The organism is Xenorhabdus bakwenae, from assembly GCF_030272115.1.
In the GTDB taxonomy this organism is placed as follows: Bacteria; Pseudomonadota; Gammaproteobacteria; order Enterobacterales; family Enterobacteriaceae; genus Xenorhabdus; species Xenorhabdus bakwenae.
Map to the genome: position 1 here is coordinate 3,664,952 of NZ_CP119194.1, position 17,400 is coordinate 3,682,351.

Sequence of the window (17,400 nt, forward strand, 5' to 3'; positions counted from 1 at the left end):
ATACGGGAGAACTCAAACCCGCTTCTCCCTATGAAATTTTACTTAAAAAGACAAACGTGCTCCGGTTAGGGTGGTGAGTAGCCACCTGGCTGCACTTTTAACATTGCCTGCTCTCGTTGGCGATGCACATAGCTCACTTTTCCTATTGAGCAGAGCGACGCTGTTTATTATATGAAAATGAGAAAGTGATTATAGGAAACTCTAGAAGTTCTAGGGCTTCGTCATATGATTCGTTATCATGCCCCCTTATATTTTAAGATGACCTTTGTCACGACGCGCAACAATATGGGGTAACTATATGTTATGGTTCAAAAATTTAATGATTTACCGTTTAAACCGAGAGATTTCCCTTTCGGCGGATGAACTGGAAAAACAATTAAGCCCATTGGCATTCACCCCATGCGGCAGCCAGGATATGATGAAAACTGGCTGGGTTTCGCCAATGGGTTCCCACGGTGAAGCATTAACCCATGCTTCCGGCAATCAAATTCTGATCTGCGCACGCAAAGAAGAAAAAATACTGCCTTCTCCAGTGATTAAGCAGGAATTACAGGACAAAATAGCCCGTCTGGAAGGCGAACAACACCGCAAGCTGAAAAAGACGGAGAAAGATTCACTGAAAGATGAAGTCATTCATACGCTACTGCCAAGAGCATTCAGCCGTTTCAGCCAAACCTATATTTGGATCGATACCGTCAATCATGTGATCATCGTTGATGCCGCCAGCGCAAAACGGGCTGAAGATAATCTGGCATTGCTGAGAAAGACATTAGGATCACTGCCCGTTGTGCCTCTTACTTTCACCAATCCCATTGAATTGACGCTAACCGAGTGGGTACGTTCAGGTGATCTTCCTGCCGGTTATGCCCTGATGGATGAAGCCGAGCTAAAAGCCATTCTGGAAGAAGGCGGGGTGATCCGCTGTAAGAAACAGGATTTGGTCTCAGACGAAATTGCGGCGCATATTGAATCCGGCAAATATGTCACTAAGTTGGCCCTGGATTGGGAAGAGCGTATTCAGTTTATGCTGTCAGACGATGGCGCTTTCAAGCGCATTAAATTCAGCGAAACTTTACGTGATCAAAATGATGATATCGATCGTGAAGATGTGGCCCAACGATTCGATGCTGATTTTACCTTAATGACAGGGGAACTTGGTGCACTAATCAAAAATACGATTGATGCGCTGGGTGGCGAAGCCGAAAGGTAATCACAAAAGAACTGCCTCAATGGGTTTGAGGCAGTTCGATAACCATTAAAAGCGATAAACCAAACCAACACCAAAGACATCGTCAGTACTGATCTTCGCTTTCTTGGTGAAATCATTGTCTTTCAATAAGTTGAATTGATATTCAGCATACGTGCCCATGTTTTTGTTGAAATTATAGAAGGCACCGACTGAAACATATTTCACCAAATCTTCAGATCCCTTGTCTGTCAATATACCCCTGTCAGCCAGGTCATTACCCAGATCTTTACCTTTGGAATAAACAAAAGCGACAGAGGGGCGCAAACCAGAATCAAACTGATACTGAGCCGTCAACTCAATATTTTGGGTTTTATTGGCAAACATCGTGTAGTTATTCACAGAGCTGCCAAACCGGGTCATATTACGGGTTTCACCATACATGGCGGCCAGATAGACGTTATCTTTGTCATACTTGGCAGAAACGATCCACGCTTCGGCTTTATTGCCTTTTGCCAGAACTTTAGCGGCATCAGCCCCCCGTTTCTGTACCGAAGTACGGTCAGAGTTGCCGTATGACGCCCCAATATTGAAACCATTACCAAAGTCATAGGTGCTGGAAAGGCCAAAACCGTCGCCATTTTGCCTTGCAACATCGCTACGGCTATTTTTAGTACCCTCATCATTTTTAGCCTGATACTGCAAGGCAAAATTCAGGCCATTGACCAAACCAAAAAAGTCAGTGTTACGATAAGTTAATAACCCTGTTGAACGCCCCATCAGGAAGTTATCGGTTGCGGCCATGGAATCACCACCAAATACCGGCAATACATCTGTCCATGCGTTGGCATCATAAACCACACCATAATTACGCCCATAATCCAGCGACCCGTATTCACCAAATTTCAACCCAGCAAAAGCTAAACGTGTTCTGGTATTTGCCCCACTTTCGACTTCTGTACCATTGGCACCCATATTGAATTCCCAGCGCCCGAAACCAGTGAGTGTCTCCGTAATTTGGGTTGAGCCTTTAATACCGATACGACCGACAGAACCGTCACCCGACTGGCTATCTGATTTGGAGAAAGTTCTCTGCACATCGGCTTTTCCATATAAATCTATTTTATTGCCATCTTTATTATAAATTTCAGCCGCATTTGCGCCCCCCGTAATGAGAAGTACCGGAATTGCCATTGCTAGTGCGTTGCGTTTTATCATTGTCATAATCCTCATTCGTCTTGTTATTATTTAGCCACCGCCAAAAGATCGCTATCCCAAGAACACGTTGCTCTGGAATAGTCAATAATCAGATGGGCGGAGTATTTCACCTGCTTTAGTTAATTTAATGTTAAATTTGTAACAAATAATGACGATACTAAGATCTAAACAACCCTTTTGCTAACAAAAATTAGCAAAAAGTGCCATCTTGTGAAGAATGTCACATTGTAGGGATATTTTCTATAATTCAACCCGATCAATTATGATAATAGTTTATTAAAAACAGTAAGTTATAAATAATAACCGGGTAATAAAAAATGCCAGAAGAGCAGCCCAAACGCAAATTAGGCTTCCTTAAAGGCAAGGGTAGCATTCCCGCCAATTTTGACGATATGAACAGCGCCGAAATTATTGATATGTTCGAAGGGAAATATTCATAGTGGAATTCCTGTTAGATACCAACATATTACTGTTTTTCATGAATGGGTAATCACGTTTTGATAGGGTTGACAAGCCTCTGCGAATTCTGTAATTGATGAAATGTAATTTAATTCTTCCATTTAAACTTAAATCAAGCGGTTCTGTTTATTAATGGGATCACGCCAGCGCGATACAAATATTAATAACTTATTAAGGTGCTAAAATGGCAGAAAATCATCCACGTCCACGAGGCCGTCCCACCATTCCAGAGCAAGTCATACGCCAAAAAATTCACGACGTCACTTTTCTACTTCTGATTAATCAAGGTTATAACAAAACAACCTTGGATGAGGTTGCCAAAAATGCCGGCATTGCTAAGAAAACGCTCTACCGTTTTGTCAAAAACCGAGAAGATCTGCTTGAACAGGTAGTGATGAGTTGGGAAGATAATTTTATTCCCGATTTTAAGAAGGAAGCCAATAATTTTCAGCAATTGATGAAGTCATTGAAAATATTTCTAACTGAAATAGCGGAGAAATATTTATCTATGGAAGCGGTAGGATTATTTAAATTATTACAATCTGATTTTCCTTATCGTGAAATATTATTGAGTAAATATCAACAAAGTGAAATTGAAAAAAGCAGAAATATATTGACTAACTGGCTTGAAAGCCAGTATCAAAAAGGATTACTGAAAAAAATGGATTTTCATATTATCAGTGAACTTGTCATCTCGATGGTAATTGCAGAACCACTCAGACAAATGGCGCTGGGCATTCTTCCATCTTTGCCAGAAACAGATATTACACCTCGTATTAGTGCAGCGGTTAGTTTGCTTGAGCGTGAGTAATGTTTATTATTAAGGCTGAGAAATAAATTTCCAGCCTTTTATTTATTAGAATATCCATTTTAATATATTACACAACCTTATTATCATTCTATATGTTACTAACACCATAAGATTGAAATAAATAGATAAAATATGATGATGCCATATTTCACAGCATAATTGTTGGGTACTCTACTCCACATACTCTGGTATAACGTGCCAACGTATTTATCGTTTGATTCCATTATGCTTACTGTAGAAGGGTTAACTCCTATAATTTTGGCGATCTCTTGATGTGTTAAGCCAGCATATTCCTGCCATTTTTGCAAAGTTTCTTGCAAACGTTCTTTTCTTATTTCTTCTTCGTAATCCACTCTATATTCTGGATCTTTCATCCATTTTTCGTGCAGTTCTTTATGAGTTGTTAATTTCATTAAGCACCTCTTGTAACAACTGGATACACAGTACCTCATCATGCTTGTATGGATAACAATCAGAGGTTCAGATGAATTATTTGGAGTTTATCGAAACCACTGCATTCAGTAAGAGGCGAGCCAAATTCATGGAAGATGATGAATTTCAGGAACTCCAGAGCTATTTACTGAAACACCATGATAGTGGCGATACGATTAGTCAAACTGGTGGATGTAAAAAAATTCGCTGGAGTCGCAAGGGAATGGGAAAACGTGGTAGGGTACGGGTTATCTATTATGTTAGAACATTAAGTGGTCGACTGTATTTACTGATAGTTTATCCCAAAAATGCACAAGCAGACTTAACACAAGAGCAAAAAGCTCAGCTCAAAAATGCTATTCAATATATGAAATAAACAGCAAACACCGCTTTCTAGCGGTTAACCTCTCCATAACGAGGGTAAATTTATGGATAAAGAATTATTTGCAGATCTTCTAAATAGTGTTCATGAAATGGTTGATATTGAGAATGGTGAAATTCAACCTAAACCTGAACATATTCACCGCCACGCTATTCCTGACGTAAAATCTATCCGCGAGAGTGTCGGTATGGGACGACAAGAGTTTGCGGAAATGATAGGCGCAAGCTTTTGGTCATTGAAAAGTTGGGAGCAAAAGCGCCGTATTCCATCGGGAATAGCGTTAAAAATGTTATGTTTGATAGAGAAAAATCCTGATATAATAGAGACATTAAAATCTATTTAACCTATTGTTGACATCTTCACCATTCTAAAGAGGGTGTCGCAAAAAACTAATATTATTCATTAAGATCTGTATTTTTCCTTTAAATGCAGATCTTTTATAGTCTTATTCATTCGAAAATGGGAACCGTCTATTCACATTAAATAGTGATAATTGACGAAGTTATCTTAAATTTTCGTAATAAAACACATAACATATATGATAGGAGAAAAGCCAGTAATGAATACACTATTATATAAATATATATATTGACATAATGAAATTTTCTTAACAAAAACTCATGGATGAATCCATTATGGATCTCAACAACAAAAATATTGTGAACGAGATATATCCCCAGTATATTTTTGCTTATGTCTGCTGTTATACCTGATATTTTACTGACATTTAAATTAACCAAGAATAAAAATAAGCATACGGAAGAGACTTGAAGGAAGACATTATAAAATTTCCCATAAAAGAAGGCCATTCCTGTCCTGACTGATATTAATGACAGAACCATCAATGCGATAATGGATAACACAAACAGCGTTATATGTTTAAAAGAAAAGGGTTTTATTTCAGGATTCGTCAGCCCTATATAGCCGCCTATCAGAAAACTGAGTAACCCTTCAACCTGAAATGGGAGTAAAATATCAAAGGGTACAATGGAAAAATCATATTTATAATCTGTCAATGCATTCAGCAAGGTGAAATTAGAAATAATAAACATGGTGAATATTATCTTCATAATCCCCTTGGCATTTCCTAAATTAAAAGAACTTCGGATTAACGGCAATAATATATACAGAGAAATCATCGCAAATATAAACCATAAATGAGTGGCATCGGATATCACCCTGCTAACATTAACATAGTTTAAAAAGCTGACGGGAGGAATTGTTGTGAATTTACTAATAAAGAAATTATCATAGATATAATAAAAGACCAACCAAAACAATAATACAATTAGAATTCTCTTTACTTTATTAACTGCATAAGCTGTTTGGTTTTCATGTTTGTTATTTAGCAAAAAATAACCACTGCACATAAAAAATAACGAAACACCTAACTGGCCTGCCTGCCGATACAAATACAAAATCACGTCATTATCATGACGTAACAAGAAGAATAATGTGACGTGGGATACGACGACGAAAAATATAGACATTATCTTTAATAAATCTATGGTCAGAACTCTCATTCAAAATCCCTCTTAAATTGATAACATAAAATTTGCAATTTTAGGCGCTATTTTTGCCATGCCTATTTTTGATGGATGTAACCCGTCGGACTCTGTCCCTGCGCTATTACTCGTCATGATATCTATATTTCCTTCATTAAAACCGGAGTTTTTCAATAAATCCAGATACGGAATGGAATATCTTTCGCAAACTTCCCGACAAACATGGCAATAATCAGATAAATAGTATCCTTTCAGATTTTTTTTCGTTCATACCTCTTTTTATTGAAATGGGCGTTGTTATGATGAACCCTATCCTTGATAATGGGTATTGCTTTGTCACTCCTGCCAGCAATAAATTCATCGCGCTAATAAATGTTAATGGGGTTTTGTCTTTACTGTCACCTATTTCTATTCCCCCATGAGAACCAAAATCATAGCCAAAATCGTTAACCCCTCCCCATAGGGTAATGATGTCTGGATTGTTTCCCATTTCTTTATAGCGTAAACAAATCGCAGAACTATCATCTTTATCTTTTTGAGCTATACATGTTCCTCCAATGCCGTAATTAACAAATTTTCTTAAGCCTAACATCTCAGTCACGATGGGTTGATACCCCCTCTTTCTGTTATGCTGTCTCCGAGAGAGAACCAAACCTGCCCCGCTAAATGAGATTGAATATAAGACATTTCTTTTCCTCTGCTTTTTCTGGAATGATAATCTGGTCGTTTCTGGAGGTATTCCTCTCAGGGAAAACAACCCAGAACCATTAAAGAAATTAACAGTTAAATCCGTAAAATATTGTGTGCAACCTATCATTCTGTCATTTTTTATAAAGATTACCGATGAAAATAACGATTACTAATTAATCGAAATGAGAGGGGAATACACATTACAATTATCGCCATACTTTTAATCAGTGGGGGAGGAATAGCACGCTTTAAAGCTGTTACCACATATCCTGATGGCTCAATGTTGATGAAGTTTTAGCTAAAGTCATCGATATTTTAGATCCTTATTGAACTGATTGTAAAATAACCCCTGCCAGTGTGTTTTTTTCGTTCATCCCAGTCACATAGTCACTATGCTTCTGGGAACTCGCTTCTGGGAACTCGCGTCTTTAATGATGTTTATATTCGATTAAAATATCTCGAAACTTTTCGAAATCAGTGAGTTTACCAAGAGCACCAATAACGCTATCGCAATTGAAGATATCCAACAACGCATCATAACTCTGCGCAAAGCATGTTCTGTCTATCCGATTTATTGCACTCAAAAACACCACATGTACCCGTTCATCGCTTCCCCAACGTATCCCTTTCGGGCTGATAACAACGGCGATACAGGTTTTCACCGCATCCAGTTTTATAGAGTGAGGTAACGCTAAGAGACCAAAAGCCGTCGAAGAGGCATGCTCACGTTCATACACGCAGTCGATGAAATCAGCTTCAACATATCCCTTCGTTAACATTTTCTGGCAAACACTTTCGATAAGTTCATCCCGATTGCGAAAATGGGGATTAAAAAGAAAAAGTTCAGGATCAAAAAATAAGTCAATATTTCGTATTAACGTCGCCCATTTCCGATTAGCCTTGGCTGTATCAATTTTGTCTATCAATTCAGCATGTTTATCTCTTAAATGGAAAGGGGAAATATAGATAGTTTCATAATATCGTCGTGGAGAAAAATTTATCGTTGTAATCAATAATTCAAACTCTATGCCCTCCAATTGAGCAGGCTGAGAAATGATTTTAATAAGATTGATCTCATCACCAAAATCACGCAATAATTGATGGTAAATTTTATTTTCAATGCCACGATAGCTTGGACACAAAAGCACGGCTCTCACTTTATTAATGCTTCTTTTTTGCCGTTCAAATTCTGCCCCAACATGCAAGGCAATAAAAGAGATTTCATCTTCATTCAATTTATTGTTGAAAAACGCATTTAATTGCAAAGAGATAAATATCGCAATATCAAAGATAATTCTGCATTCCTTTTTGATGATCTCCAGCATGGGGTTTTTAGTCCAGATTTTATGTTTTAGTCTGGTTTGTAATCCTGATAAGTGTAATGACAATAAAGAAATAAAATCATCGGAAGACACATTAATCAGATAGTTTTCTTGTACGGATTCAGCAAGTTGCCGGGTAAATTGATAGAGTTTAGCACCAACGGAATCAATGATTTCATTATCTGCTTTATTAGAATTTATGTTGGTTTTCAAAAAAGGTAGCAGGATCTTCTTTCACTTTCAGGCACAACAATTCCAAAACAACATTGAAGTTTGTCGCATAATTCATCTGAGATCAATTTTAGGCTGCTATTTTCTATCGGTAATCTGTGGTTATCCAGAAATCTGCCTTTCTTCAATCGTTCAATCAATATCAGGAAATGCAAAATAAGGTTGGTAGATGAAAAATCACTAAGATACAGTTCCCACTTATCAAAAACGCTTGTCATTATGTCAATAACAACTTTAATTTGGTTACTGTCAAATATTTTCTCCAATGCTTTTGCATCAATGAAATGATAATTGGTTTGTTCAAAGATTGCATAAGAAACTAATTTTCTTAAATCATGTTCTGCGCCTAATATTTCAACATGACTGTTTTTACATAAAAATTTCACATTAAAACGTTGAAATGATGTATTCATTTTATAAATCAATGCTTTTAATGTAGAATCACTTATACATAAATCACTACTGAGGTTATATATGTTACTGCTTTTCTTAAATAATAAGATCGCTTTGATAACAAAGTGTGCTCTTTCTTGATACGTTTTAGGCAGATTATTTTTCTGATAATGTAATTTATTTACGATATCGAGTGATAATAAATTGTGTGATAACAAATAGCCTTTCCGGCTGGAAATAATAATTTTTTGTTCATGCCACTCATTAATCTCTGCAACATGATTTTTTACAGTTCTTATTGATACCGCTAAAGTTTGAGATAATTTTAATGCTGAGACAGGTGCATTTTTAGTTAATAGATAATCTAATAACTCTTTCTGTTTAATTCTTAGCATAATAATACCTATAAGTTTAAAACAATGGCTTAATATTACGTTTTATGTTGTCATTTAAAAGTAGAGACTTGCCCTCTGTGAGTGCAAATATTAATTTGAATATACAAGAAAAAGAGTAGAAATTGTATCTTCATAGAAGAATAGAAATCAATAAACGACTCAATAAGTAAGAGGATGACATGAAGAAGATATTTATTATGTTATGCTGTGGAGCCGGTATTTCCAGCGGAATGCTGGCAACCAGAACCCGCAATGCAGCAAAAGACCAGGCCATTCCTGTCACGGTTGAAGCCAGAAGTGAAAGTGAAGTTGCAGAATATTTTTCTGTAATCGATATTTTATTCCTTGGGCCACACTATGCTTCACAGCAAAAAGAGTTTCAGAAACATGCCGATCGTTATCATATTCCTGTCATGGTTGTTCCACAAGAAATCTATGGAAGATTAGATGGTAAGGCATTACTTGAGTTAGCCATAAATACCCTGAAAAACTAACTTAATTATTTAAATTAAATTTCACCAGGGAATTTTAGAAAAAAACAGAGAGAGATAAAAAATGCAAGCTTTTATGTCTTGGTTATCTGACTCATTTGCACCTGCTATGCAAAATTTTACCAAGCGACCTTGGGTAGCCGCAATTTCTGGAGCGATGCAAAAAAATATACCGTTTATCTTAGCCGGTTCACTTATCTTTTTTTATAACGTATTTCGTTCTTATTTTTTATTCCTGCCTGATCTTGGCAAGATTGCCAATTATTCCTTCGGAATGCTCGGTTTAATTACGGCTTTTATGATTGCAAATCAAATGATGGAGAAGCTGTATCACTTTCGTTATACGCTGATTGCCGGACTCACTTCGATTTGTGTTTACATGATGTTCATTAAGCCAGAATTTATCGATGGTAATATGCTCGTCAGTTTTGATCGCTTTGGCCCGGCGGGAATATTATTAGGTATTGTCACCGGGTTGTTTGTTTCTTATCTCTTTCATTTATATACCAAGTTAGGATTCTTGCAAGAAAGTTCTTTACCTGATTTCGTTGTCGGCTGGATACATGCGATTATTCCTATCTTGATTTCCATCGGCTGCGGCACATTGCTGGTCTTTACTTTTGATATTGATGTTTTTTCTAAACTGCTGTCGCTCTTTTCTCCTATCGCTGCCTTCGGGCAAACCCTGCCCGGCTTTATTCTCATGGCGCTAATTCCTGCCATCGCCATGTCTATGGGGATTTCCGTCTGGACGTTTACAGGCCTGCAAATGCCAATCTTCATGCTTGGGATTACGGCCAATATTGCGCAGGTGGCTGCCGGTCAACCGCCGACGAATATCGTGACTTACGAAACCTTATTCACCGCAGCTTTAATTACGATGGGCGGAACAGGTGCAACACTTGCCCTGAATCTTTTAATGCTGTTTTCGAAATCCAGAGAGCTGAAAACAACGGGCTATATCTGTATCGGTCCTTCTTTTTTCAATATTAACGAACCGTTGGTATTTGGTGCGCCCATTGTCCTTAACCCGCTCTTAATGCTGCCAATGTGGATCAATGCCATTACCAGCCCAATTATTGTATGGATTTTCATGCGCTCAGACTGGCTAAATATCCCCGCGAAAATGATCCAGGTTGGACAGATACCGGCTCCATTTTCCAGTGTCATTATTACGGAAGACTGGCGGGCAATTATCTGCTATGGCGTGCTTATGGCGGTTTTCCTTATCACTTGGTATCCCTTCTTTAAGGTTTATGAAAAAAAACGTATTGAGGAAGAATGTGCCAATACAAGTCAACAGAATTAATGTGTTTAATTTCATCAGGAAATTTAAAAATGAACCGTGAGGACAATATCTTAACTCCCGTTGCTCTGGAAATTATTCTCAATGCAGGTAATGCAAGAGAAAAAAGTGAAGAAGCCATTAAATATGCGCATGTTGGTGATTTTAAAAATGCCCATTTATATCTGGATAAAGCCAGAAAAATGATGTTATCTGCTCATCATGCCCAAACTGATATTATTCAGAAAGAGACTCAAGGGGAAAGTTTTTATTTAGATCTGTTATTTATCCATGCTCAGGATACATTAATGACTATCCGCAGTGAGCTTAATTTGAGAAAAGAAATAATTAGCCTTTATGAATTAATTCATAAAATGACCAATGAAAACAAGTAAAGGAAAATGCCATGATAAAAAATAGTGCTTTATTTCCAGAGAATTTTCTTTGGGGTGCATCAAGTAGTGCTTATCAGGTTGAAGGTGCCGCAGAAGAGTATGGTAAAAAACTGTCACAACAAGATGTTATTAATCACAATCCAGGTTTTGCCGATACCCATATAACCAGTGATCATTACCATCGCTATAAAGAAGATATTGCGTTAATGAAAGAACTTGGTTTGAAATCTTACCGTTTTTCTGTGGCCTGGTCGCGTATTTTTCCGGATGGCATCGGGAAAATGAATGATAAGGGAGTCGAATTTTATCATAATCTTATCGACGAACTGTTGAAAAATGGAATAACGCCGATTCTGACGCTATACCATTATGATATGCCTATGGCGCTGGTCGAAAAATATCATGGCTGGATTAATCGGCAAAGTGTAGAAGATTTTGCCTATTATGCCGAATTTGTTATTAAAGAATTTGGCCAGAAAGTGCAATATTGGCTAACCATCAATGAACAAAGTATTATTGTGCAATTCTGGACGAAAAAGTGTTTGATCCCAGAGCACTATCTGCATGATGAACAAATCAAATATCAGATCAACCATCATATGAATCTTGCCCATGCCATCGCCTGCAAATTAGTTCATCAGTGGGTTCCCAACGGTTTGGTCGGCGCTGCCTTGGGCTATTCCGCCATTTATCCACTCACCAGTAAACCAGAAGATAATTTGGCCGCTCAAAATGCCAATGATCTGCGTAATTACTACTTCACCGATATCTACCTGAAAGGGCACTATAATCAGCCAGCACTCATCTATCTAAAAAATCAGGGGCTGGCACCACATATCGAAGCGGGTGATATGGAATTGATTAAAGAAGGTTATTCTGATTTTCTGGCCATTAATTATTATTGCAGCCATGCCGCTGCCGCCGCACCCAAAGGTGCCCAACGGCGAATGGATGGCTTTAATCCAACCGGTGTTAAAGGGCAAATTAATGGGCATGAAATTCAGCCCGATTTCTATCAAATCCATAAAAACCCACATCTTGATACAACCGACTGGGATTGGGCAATTGACCCCGTTGGATTGGAATATCTTTTGCGTGATTTATATACCCGTTATCAGAAGCCATTGATGATCACAGAAAATGGCTTTGGGGCCGATGATAAGTTGGAATCTGATGGCTCGATTCATGATGATTATCGCATTAACTATATTCAACAACATATTAATACCATTAAGCGGGCAATGGATTATGGCGTTAAAGTGATTTCCTATAACCCGTGGAGTTTTATGGATCTGCTTTCTACCAGCAATGGATATAAGAAAAGATATGGTTTTGTTTATGTTAATCGAACAGATGAAGATATTAAAGATCTTTCCCGTTATAAAAAAGATTCGTTTTACTGGTATCAGAATGTTATTCAAACTCAGGGTGGTTCATTAAAAAAATCCTGATCTTATTTTTATACCAGCCCAACTTCAAGATGCGTGTTATATTTCCCCTCTGCGTGGGGAAATATAAGGCCTTGCGTTGTCTTGTGGATTGCAGCTTGAAGTTTATCGAGCATATACCGAATAAATTTCGGGTGATAGTTTTAAAGATAAAAGATATATAAGCAGGTAAATTTTATGGTTGAATATTCGGTGGTTGTTACCGCTCCTTCCGGGCTGCATACGCGGCCCTGCGCCCAACTCTGTAATTTTGTTAAAAATTACAGTGGCAAAATTGAAATGATCAAAGGCGATAGAAGTGTCAATCTAAAAAGCATGTTTAAAGTGATGTCAATGGGAATCAAAAGTGGTACAGAGGTGATTATTCGGGTTGAAGGCGATAATGAGAAGGAAATGGCAACATCGGTCGTGGAATTCATCCGTAATATAAAAGACTGAGTCATTGACCTTATTAATCCATTTAAATTAATCCATTTAAATTGATTCAATTAATCATAAATAAGGAGTATTATTTTGTGATTTCTTTTGACGAAATGGAGTATATTGCACATTGCTTAATATCCCCGACACAATTAAACAAATATATTAAATACGGTCATGTCAGCGCCGTGATCCAAAGTAAATCTGGACATATTTATACTGGTATTAATATCGATACGGCTTGTTCTATGGGGTTTTGTGCAGAGCACAGTGCCATTTCTGAGATGATAAAGCAGGGTGAAACACAGATAATCAGGATTATTGCTGTCAATCGGCATGGCAATATCCTTCCTCCCTGTGGCCGTTGTCGGGAATTTATCAGCCAAATAAATCCAGAAAATAGCCATGCAGAAGTCAAGGTCACGCAGGAAAAAATTTTGTTTCTTAGTGAGCTATTGCCTTTTGACTGGAAGGATCAATATTAGTGCTTTCCCAAAACTGCCCGATTAGTGATTCGGGCAGTTCCAATTAGAATAGATCGGAGTGCGTTCCTGTTCTCTCAAATCTAATCAGATTATCAGTAATTTTGTAAATAAGTATCCAATCAGGCTCTATGAGCATCCCTGTAACCTTTGTAATTCCCTTGCAGGGGATGATCTTTGTATATAGTTGGCAAAGGTAGCTCATTGTTAATTAAGAGTTTCATTAGATCTTTCAACTTGCTCATATCCTTATGGCGTTTTTGAGCCAGTTTCAAATCTCGTTGAAATTGGCTTGAGTATTCAATTTCCCGCTGCTTCATGGTTCATTAAATGCCCAATTTGTCAAATAGATCGTCAACATCTTTCGCTTTATGGATATTTATACCGTTTTCACTATCAGCAATGGTTTTTGCAGTCAGTGCGTTAGGAATACGCATATCGAACGGTAACGCCTTCTCTTTGGCTACTTTGGTCAAAGTAATTCTGATTAAGTCAGATACCGTTAAACCCATGCTAGCCAGTACTTCAGCAGCTTCATTTTTTAGTGTTTCATCTATACGAGCACGAACAAATGCATTTGCAGCCATGTTGAATCCCCTATGTTGATCAATAAACATACCGTAGCTCAATTGAGATACATAATCAAATATAAAGACATTAATCGAAATATGCAGCCATTCGGGATAAAAGAGAAAATATGAGAGTGATGACTTAAAACTGCCCGATTAGTGATTCGGGCAGTTCATATTTTGGGTCATCATAGAAAAGTTATTGCGCGGAAACGGATTCCATCCCCACTAATCCCACTTTGAGATAACCCGCTTTACGTAGAGAATCCATGACGCTCATCAGGGTTTCATAATCCACGGTTTTATCAGCCTGGAAGAAAATTGTCGTGTCTTTGTTGGACTGCGTGGTTTGATCCAATACCAAAGACAAGTTATCACGATCAATGGCCTGCTCTCCCACATACAACTGCTTATCTGCTTTCACCGTCAAAAATACCGGTTTTTCTGGTCGTGGTTGCGGTTTAGCGGTTGATGCCGGCAAATCAACTTTGATATCTACCGTTGCCAATGGGGCTGCCACCATGAAAATAATCAGCAGTACTAACATCACGTCAATAAACGGCGTGACGTTAATTTCATGCAGTTCGCCGTTATCGTCCAAATCTTCATTAAGACGCATTGCCATAATTTATTACCTTGCTTCTGTTTTTTCTGCTTTGCTTTCAACCAGATCAAGATCACGCCCCAGCAACAGGATTGCTTTAGCGGCCATGTCACCCACCTGACCACGGTATGACGAAATAACGCGGGCAAAAACGTTATAAATCACTACCGCAGGGATCGCTGCCACCAGCCCCAATGCTGTCGCTAACAGGGCTTCCGCAATCCCTGGTGCAACCACAGCCAGGTTAGTCGTTTGTGAATGCGCGATGCCGATAAAACTGTTCATGATCCCCCAAACAGTACCAAACAGCCCCACAAATGGAGAAATTGCCCCAATGGTCGCCAGATAACCGTTACCACGCCCCATATGGCGACTAATTGCTGCGACGGCACGTTCCATACGGAACGAAGTTCGCTCTTTAATTCCAACCTTGTCAATGCTGTCAGCAGACAGGGCGCGCTCTGACTGTGCTTCACTCAACAACAGACGACTGACGCTGCGATTGCCAAAATCTGTTGCAATCTTCACTGCCGCATCCAGATTGGCAACGTCAACCAAAGCCAATTGCTCCTTGCACAAACGGCGGCGGGCCATTAAAAGTTCAGCCCCTTTGGAGAACAGCAGCGCCCATGTGATGACAGAAGCAATCACCAGCCCCACCATGACGGTTTTTACTACTGCATCTGCGTTTTGGTACATGCTCCAAACAGATAAATCCGTTGCAAAGCCGCCGGACGGGTTGCCAGAAACGTCTTCACCAGGTGCCGCAACGGTTTCAGTCGTCACGGTTTCTGTCACGGTTACATTTTCCGCTGTATCCGCTGCCACAATTGGCGCATCTGCGGTTGTTGGTGCATCAGTTGTTGGTTCAGCCGCTTGTGGTGCTGCGGAAGATGCTGGTGCTGCCGGAGAAGCGGCTACCTGAGCAGCGGACTGATTTTCTGGTGTGGCTGGCGTGGTGTCAGCCCATGCTGAACTTGTTAATCCGAGTGCCAATAGAATAGAAGCTGTCAAATTACGCATCAGTTAGCCTTACTCTCTTTCTTATAGATTCTGTTACTTAGCAGTGAATCGCGTTTACTCATCTTGCTAATCCTAATATGTCCTGCGTCATGGCCCACTTTTTAACCCTGTATCTTCGCCCTCTTGCAGCCTGGTAACGGCACTGCAAGGTAAATTCAGGAAGATGCGGGTTTCGTTTAAACCCTGAACCATACCTCTTACCTCGAAAGAGGAAAAAGTCCGCGACAAATGATATCAGACATTTGGCGATTTGATAGTAATTATCATTACTATTTAATAAAAAAGTACCACTTAATGATGTTCTTTCATTAATCGATCCTGATTTACCCTCACCCGCTCACCGTGAATTTTCGTCAAGTTACTCGAATCTCTTTGGTAAAACGCCCCAAATCTTTTAACTTGCTAATCATTATTTGCACGATTCTATTTAGAGACAGGCAGGAAATAACTTGGGGAATGATGCCATGACAGAAAAAAAACTCGAAACCTTATTGGTTAGTGCAGGGCGACAAAAAAAGATATACGCAAAGTGCCGTTAATCCCCTGATTCAACGCACTTCATCTGTCATTTTCGATACTGTTGAAGATTTAGAACACGCCTTGAAAAACCGGGCCAGGGGTGAATTATTTTATGGGCGCCGTGGCACACTGACCCATTTCTCTTTCCAGGCCGCGATGGCTGAACTGGAAGGGGGGGCCGGTTGTGCACTCTATCCTTCCGGTACGGCCGCTATTACTCATTCAATTCTGGCATTTGTGGCAACCGGTGATCATGTTTTAATGACAGGGACTGCCTATGAACCTACACAGGAATTTTGCCATCATGTTTTGAAAAAAATGGGGGTTTCCACCGATTATTTTGACCCCACGATCGGAGAAAACATTGCTGCGCTGATTCAACCTAATACCAAAGTTATCTTTCTTGAATCACCCGGCTCCCTGACGATGGAAGTGCAAGATATTCCTGCTATTGTGCGTGCTATTCGACAAGTCAATTCTGAGATTGTCATTATCATTGATAATACATGGGCGGCTGGCGTACTGTTTAAGGCGCTGGAGTTTGGCATCGATATTTCCATCCAATCCGCCACCAAATATATTATTGGTCATTCAGACGGGATGCTGGGCACGGCCGTCGCCAATGCACGATGTTGGGAAACGCTTAGAGAAGGATCTTACTTGCTAGGGCAAATCGCCGATCCCGATACCGTGTATATGGCAAACCGAGGGCTGCGAACGTTAGCGATTCGTTTAAAACAACACGAAGAAAACAGTATCAGAATTGCCAAATGGCTTGCGCAGCGGCCGGAGGTGGCCGAGGTTTATCACCCTGCCCTGCCTTCTTGCCCAGGGCATCAGTTCTTTCAACGCGATTTTACTGGTTCCTGTGGGCTATTTTCTTTTCTCCTGAATACCCAGCTGACACACCAGCAATTTGCTGATTATCTCGATAACCTGAATCATTTTAAGATGGCCTTTTCGTGGGGAGGTTTTGAGTCATTAATTTTGGGCATTCAACCAGAAATGCTGCAACGACTGCGTCAATACCCTTCGCCGCAAAAAGCGGGCACCTTATTCCGTCTCCATATCGGTCTGGAAAATCCACAAGACTTGATTGATGATCTGGAAGCCGGTTTTGCTCGTTTAGCAGTTCGTTAA

20 protein-coding genes and 2 pseudogenes are annotated in these 17,400 nt (G+C 39.3%); 12 read left to right on the forward strand and 10 right to left on the reverse strand.

Translation table 11 applies throughout. The annotated features are described in order from the left end of the window. The first annotated feature begins 298 nt into the window (after positions 1–298). Positions 299–1,210, forward strand: a complete 912-nt coding sequence (rdgC, locus tag PXH59_RS18175) for a recombination-associated protein RdgC (protein WP_047766893.1) — start codon at positions 299–301, stop codon at positions 1,208–1,210. A 45-nt stretch (positions 1,211–1,255) separates the two neighbouring features. On the opposite strand, the gene PXH59_RS18180 is transcribed toward rdgC, so the two are convergent. After that, complete coding sequence (locus PXH59_RS18180; protein ID WP_047766894.1) at positions 1,256–2,404, reverse strand: porin; 1,149 nt, start codon at positions 2,402–2,404, stop codon at positions 1,256–1,258. Positions 2,405–2,721: 317 nt separating this feature from the next. Here PXH59_RS18180 and PXH59_RS18185 point away from each other — a divergent pair, with 317 nt between their 5' ends. Both PXH59_RS18185 and PXH59_RS18190 read left to right on the forward strand, forming a co-directional pair. Then, on the forward strand, positions 2,722–2,844 hold the full coding sequence (locus PXH59_RS18185; protein WP_285809515.1) for a hypothetical protein: 123 nt from the start codon (positions 2,722–2,724) through the stop codon (positions 2,842–2,844). 203 nt (positions 2,845–3,047) lie between these two features. Further along, positions 3,048–3,674 carry a TetR/AcrR family transcriptional regulator gene (locus tag PXH59_RS18190; protein WP_285809517.1) on the forward strand — a complete coding sequence of 209 codons (627 nt, stop codon included), beginning with the start codon at positions 3,048–3,050 and terminating at the stop codon, positions 3,672–3,674. A gap of 98 nt (positions 3,675–3,772) precedes the next feature. Here the strand turns inward: PXH59_RS18190 and PXH59_RS18195 are convergent, their stop codons facing one another. Next, entirely contained in the window at positions 3,773–4,087 is a 315-nt protein-coding gene (locus PXH59_RS18195) for an RNA polymerase sigma factor (RefSeq protein ID WP_285809519.1), read from the reverse strand. A 71-nt stretch (positions 4,088–4,158) separates the two neighbouring features. Between PXH59_RS18195 and PXH59_RS18200 the strand changes: the two genes are divergently transcribed. Further along, the gene (locus PXH59_RS18200) at positions 4,159–4,482 is read left to right on the forward strand and encodes a type II toxin-antitoxin system RelE/ParE family toxin (protein WP_285809523.1); all 324 of its coding nucleotides are present in this window, start codon (positions 4,159–4,161) and stop codon (positions 4,480–4,482) included. A 52-nt stretch (positions 4,483–4,534) separates the two neighbouring features. Beyond that, positions 4,535–4,831, forward strand: coding sequence for a NadS family protein (gene nadS / locus PXH59_RS18205; RefSeq protein ID WP_285809525.1), 297 nt, complete (start codon positions 4,535–4,537; stop codon positions 4,829–4,831). A gap of 136 nt (positions 4,832–4,967) precedes the next feature. Here the strand turns inward: nadS and PXH59_RS18210 are convergent, their stop codons facing one another. The 4 genes from PXH59_RS18210 to PXH59_RS18225 form a co-directional block, all read right to left on the reverse strand. Next, complete coding sequence (locus tag PXH59_RS18210; RefSeq protein WP_285809527.1) at positions 4,968–6,011, reverse strand: acyltransferase; 1,044 nt, start codon at positions 6,009–6,011, stop codon at positions 4,968–4,970. Between the two features lie 214 nt (positions 6,012–6,225). Continuing rightward, the gene (locus PXH59_RS18215) at positions 6,226–6,585 is read right to left on the reverse strand and encodes an SGNH/GDSL hydrolase family protein (protein ID WP_491630990.1); all 360 of its coding nucleotides are present in this window, start codon (positions 6,583–6,585) and stop codon (positions 6,226–6,228) included. A 526-nt stretch (positions 6,586–7,111) separates the two neighbouring features. After that, positions 7,112–8,218, reverse strand: a complete 1,107-nt coding sequence (locus tag PXH59_RS18220) for a PTS sugar transporter subunit IIA (RefSeq protein WP_285809531.1) — start codon at positions 8,216–8,218, stop codon at positions 7,112–7,114. Then, the gene (locus PXH59_RS18225) at positions 8,215–9,024 is read right to left on the reverse strand and encodes a helix-turn-helix domain-containing protein (protein WP_285809532.1); all 810 of its coding nucleotides are present in this window, start codon (positions 9,022–9,024) and stop codon (positions 8,215–8,217) included. The genes PXH59_RS18220 and PXH59_RS18225 overlap by 4 nt, the downstream gene beginning before the upstream one ends. A 179-nt stretch (positions 9,025–9,203) precedes the next feature. Here PXH59_RS18225 and PXH59_RS18230 point away from each other — a divergent pair, with 179 nt between their 5' ends. From PXH59_RS18230 to PXH59_RS18255, 6 genes are all read left to right on the forward strand, one after another. Beyond that, on the forward strand, positions 9,204–9,518 hold the full coding sequence (locus PXH59_RS18230; RefSeq protein WP_047766907.1) for a PTS sugar transporter subunit IIB: 315 nt from the start codon (positions 9,204–9,206) through the stop codon (positions 9,516–9,518). 61 nt (positions 9,519–9,579) lie between these two features. After that, entirely contained in the window at positions 9,580–10,824 is a 1,245-nt protein-coding gene (locus tag PXH59_RS18235; protein ID WP_285809535.1) for a PTS transporter subunit EIIC, read from the forward strand. Beyond that, on the forward strand, positions 10,797–11,195 hold the full coding sequence (locus tag PXH59_RS18240; RefSeq protein ID WP_235428422.1) for a PTS sugar transporter subunit IIA: 399 nt from the start codon (positions 10,797–10,799) through the stop codon (positions 11,193–11,195). The genes PXH59_RS18235 and PXH59_RS18240 overlap by 28 nt, the downstream gene beginning before the upstream one ends. Positions 11,196–11,206: 11 nt before the next feature. Next, complete coding sequence (locus PXH59_RS18245) at positions 11,207–12,646, forward strand: glycoside hydrolase family 1 protein (protein ID WP_285809538.1); 1,440 nt, start codon at positions 11,207–11,209, stop codon at positions 12,644–12,646. 174 nt (positions 12,647–12,820) lie between these two features. Next, positions 12,821–13,081 (forward strand): HPr family phosphocarrier protein, encoded by a 261-nt coding sequence (locus PXH59_RS18250; protein WP_285809539.1) that lies wholly within the window; start codon positions 12,821–12,823, stop codon positions 13,079–13,081. 77 nt (positions 13,082–13,158) lie between these two features. After that, positions 13,159–13,548 carry a cytidine deaminase family protein gene (locus PXH59_RS18255; RefSeq protein ID WP_285809540.1) on the forward strand — a complete coding sequence of 130 codons (390 nt, stop codon included), beginning with the start codon at positions 13,159–13,161 and terminating at the stop codon, positions 13,546–13,548. Between the two features lie 43 nt (positions 13,549–13,591). Here PXH59_RS18255 and PXH59_RS18260 read toward each other — a convergent pair. The 4 genes and pseudogenes from PXH59_RS18260 to exbB all read right to left on the reverse strand — a co-directional run bounded on the left by PXH59_RS18260 (position 13,592) and on the right by exbB (position 15,741). Further along, positions 13,592–13,865, reverse strand: a pseudogene (locus PXH59_RS18260) (type II toxin-antitoxin system YafQ family toxin). Between the two features lie 6 nt (positions 13,866–13,871). Next, positions 13,872–14,132, reverse strand: coding sequence for a type II toxin-antitoxin system RelB/DinJ family antitoxin (locus PXH59_RS18265; protein ID WP_193852359.1), 261 nt, complete (start codon positions 14,130–14,132; stop codon positions 13,872–13,874). Between the two features lie 181 nt (positions 14,133–14,313). Continuing rightward, on the reverse strand, positions 14,314–14,739 hold the full coding sequence (exbD, locus tag PXH59_RS18270; RefSeq protein ID WP_047766755.1) for a TonB system transport protein ExbD: 426 nt from the start codon (positions 14,737–14,739) through the stop codon (positions 14,314–14,316). Positions 14,740–14,745: 6 nt separating this feature from the next. Then, complete coding sequence (exbB, locus tag PXH59_RS18275; protein WP_285809542.1) at positions 14,746–15,741, reverse strand: tonB-system energizer ExbB; 996 nt, start codon at positions 15,739–15,741, stop codon at positions 14,746–14,748. 464 nt (positions 15,742–16,205) lie between these two features. Between exbB and metC the strand changes: the two are divergent. Then, positions 16,206–17,400, forward strand: a pseudogene (gene metC / locus PXH59_RS18280) (cystathionine beta-lyase).

What these genes read in the sequence shown, in the direction of transcription:
- rdgC (WP_047766893.1), top strand. Translation starts at nt 299, where the DNA reads ATGTTATGGTTCAAAAATTTAATGATTTACCGTTTAAACCGAGAGATT.
- PXH59_RS18180 (WP_047766894.1), bottom strand. Translation starts at nt 2,404, where the DNA reads ATGATAAAACGCAACGCACTAGCAATGGCAATTCCGGTACTTCTCATT.
- PXH59_RS18185 (WP_285809515.1), top strand. Translation starts at nt 2,722, where the DNA reads ATGCCAGAAGAGCAGCCCAAACGCAAATTAGGCTTCCTTAAAGGCAAG.
- PXH59_RS18190 (WP_285809517.1), top strand. Translation starts at nt 3,048, where the DNA reads ATGGCAGAAAATCATCCACGTCCACGAGGCCGTCCCACCATTCCAGAG.
- PXH59_RS18195 (WP_285809519.1), bottom strand. Translation starts at nt 4,087, where the DNA reads ATGAAATTAACAACTCATAAAGAACTGCACGAAAAATGGATGAAAGAT.
- PXH59_RS18200 (WP_285809523.1), top strand. Translation starts at nt 4,159, where the DNA reads ATGAATTATTTGGAGTTTATCGAAACCACTGCATTCAGTAAGAGGCGA.
- nadS (WP_285809525.1), top strand. Translation starts at nt 4,535, where the DNA reads ATGGATAAAGAATTATTTGCAGATCTTCTAAATAGTGTTCATGAAATG.
- PXH59_RS18210 (WP_285809527.1), bottom strand. Translation starts at nt 6,011, where the DNA reads ATGAGAGTTCTGACCATAGATTTATTAAAGATAATGTCTATATTTTTC.
- PXH59_RS18215 (WP_491630990.1), bottom strand. Translation starts at nt 6,585, where the DNA reads ATGTTAGGCTTAAGAAAATTTGTTAATTACGGCATTGGAGGAACATGT.
- PXH59_RS18225 (WP_285809532.1), bottom strand. Translation starts at nt 9,024, where the DNA reads ATGCTAAGAATTAAACAGAAAGAGTTATTAGATTATCTATTAACTAAA.
- PXH59_RS18230 (WP_047766907.1), top strand. Translation starts at nt 9,204, where the DNA reads ATGAAGAAGATATTTATTATGTTATGCTGTGGAGCCGGTATTTCCAGC.
- PXH59_RS18235 (WP_285809535.1), top strand. Translation starts at nt 9,580, where the DNA reads ATGCAAGCTTTTATGTCTTGGTTATCTGACTCATTTGCACCTGCTATG.
- PXH59_RS18240 (WP_235428422.1), top strand. Translation starts at nt 10,797, where the DNA reads ATGTGCCAATACAAGTCAACAGAATTAATGTGTTTAATTTCATCAGGA.
- PXH59_RS18245 (WP_285809538.1), top strand. Translation starts at nt 11,207, where the DNA reads ATGATAAAAAATAGTGCTTTATTTCCAGAGAATTTTCTTTGGGGTGCA.
- PXH59_RS18250 (WP_285809539.1), top strand. Translation starts at nt 12,821, where the DNA reads ATGGTTGAATATTCGGTGGTTGTTACCGCTCCTTCCGGGCTGCATACG.
- PXH59_RS18265 (WP_193852359.1), bottom strand. Translation starts at nt 14,132, where the DNA reads ATGGCTGCAAATGCATTTGTTCGTGCTCGTATAGATGAAACACTAAAA.
- exbD (WP_047766755.1), bottom strand. Translation starts at nt 14,739, where the DNA reads ATGGCAATGCGTCTTAATGAAGATTTGGACGATAACGGCGAACTGCAT.
- exbB (WP_285809542.1), bottom strand. Translation starts at nt 15,741, where the DNA reads ATGCGTAATTTGACAGCTTCTATTCTATTGGCACTCGGATTAACAAGT.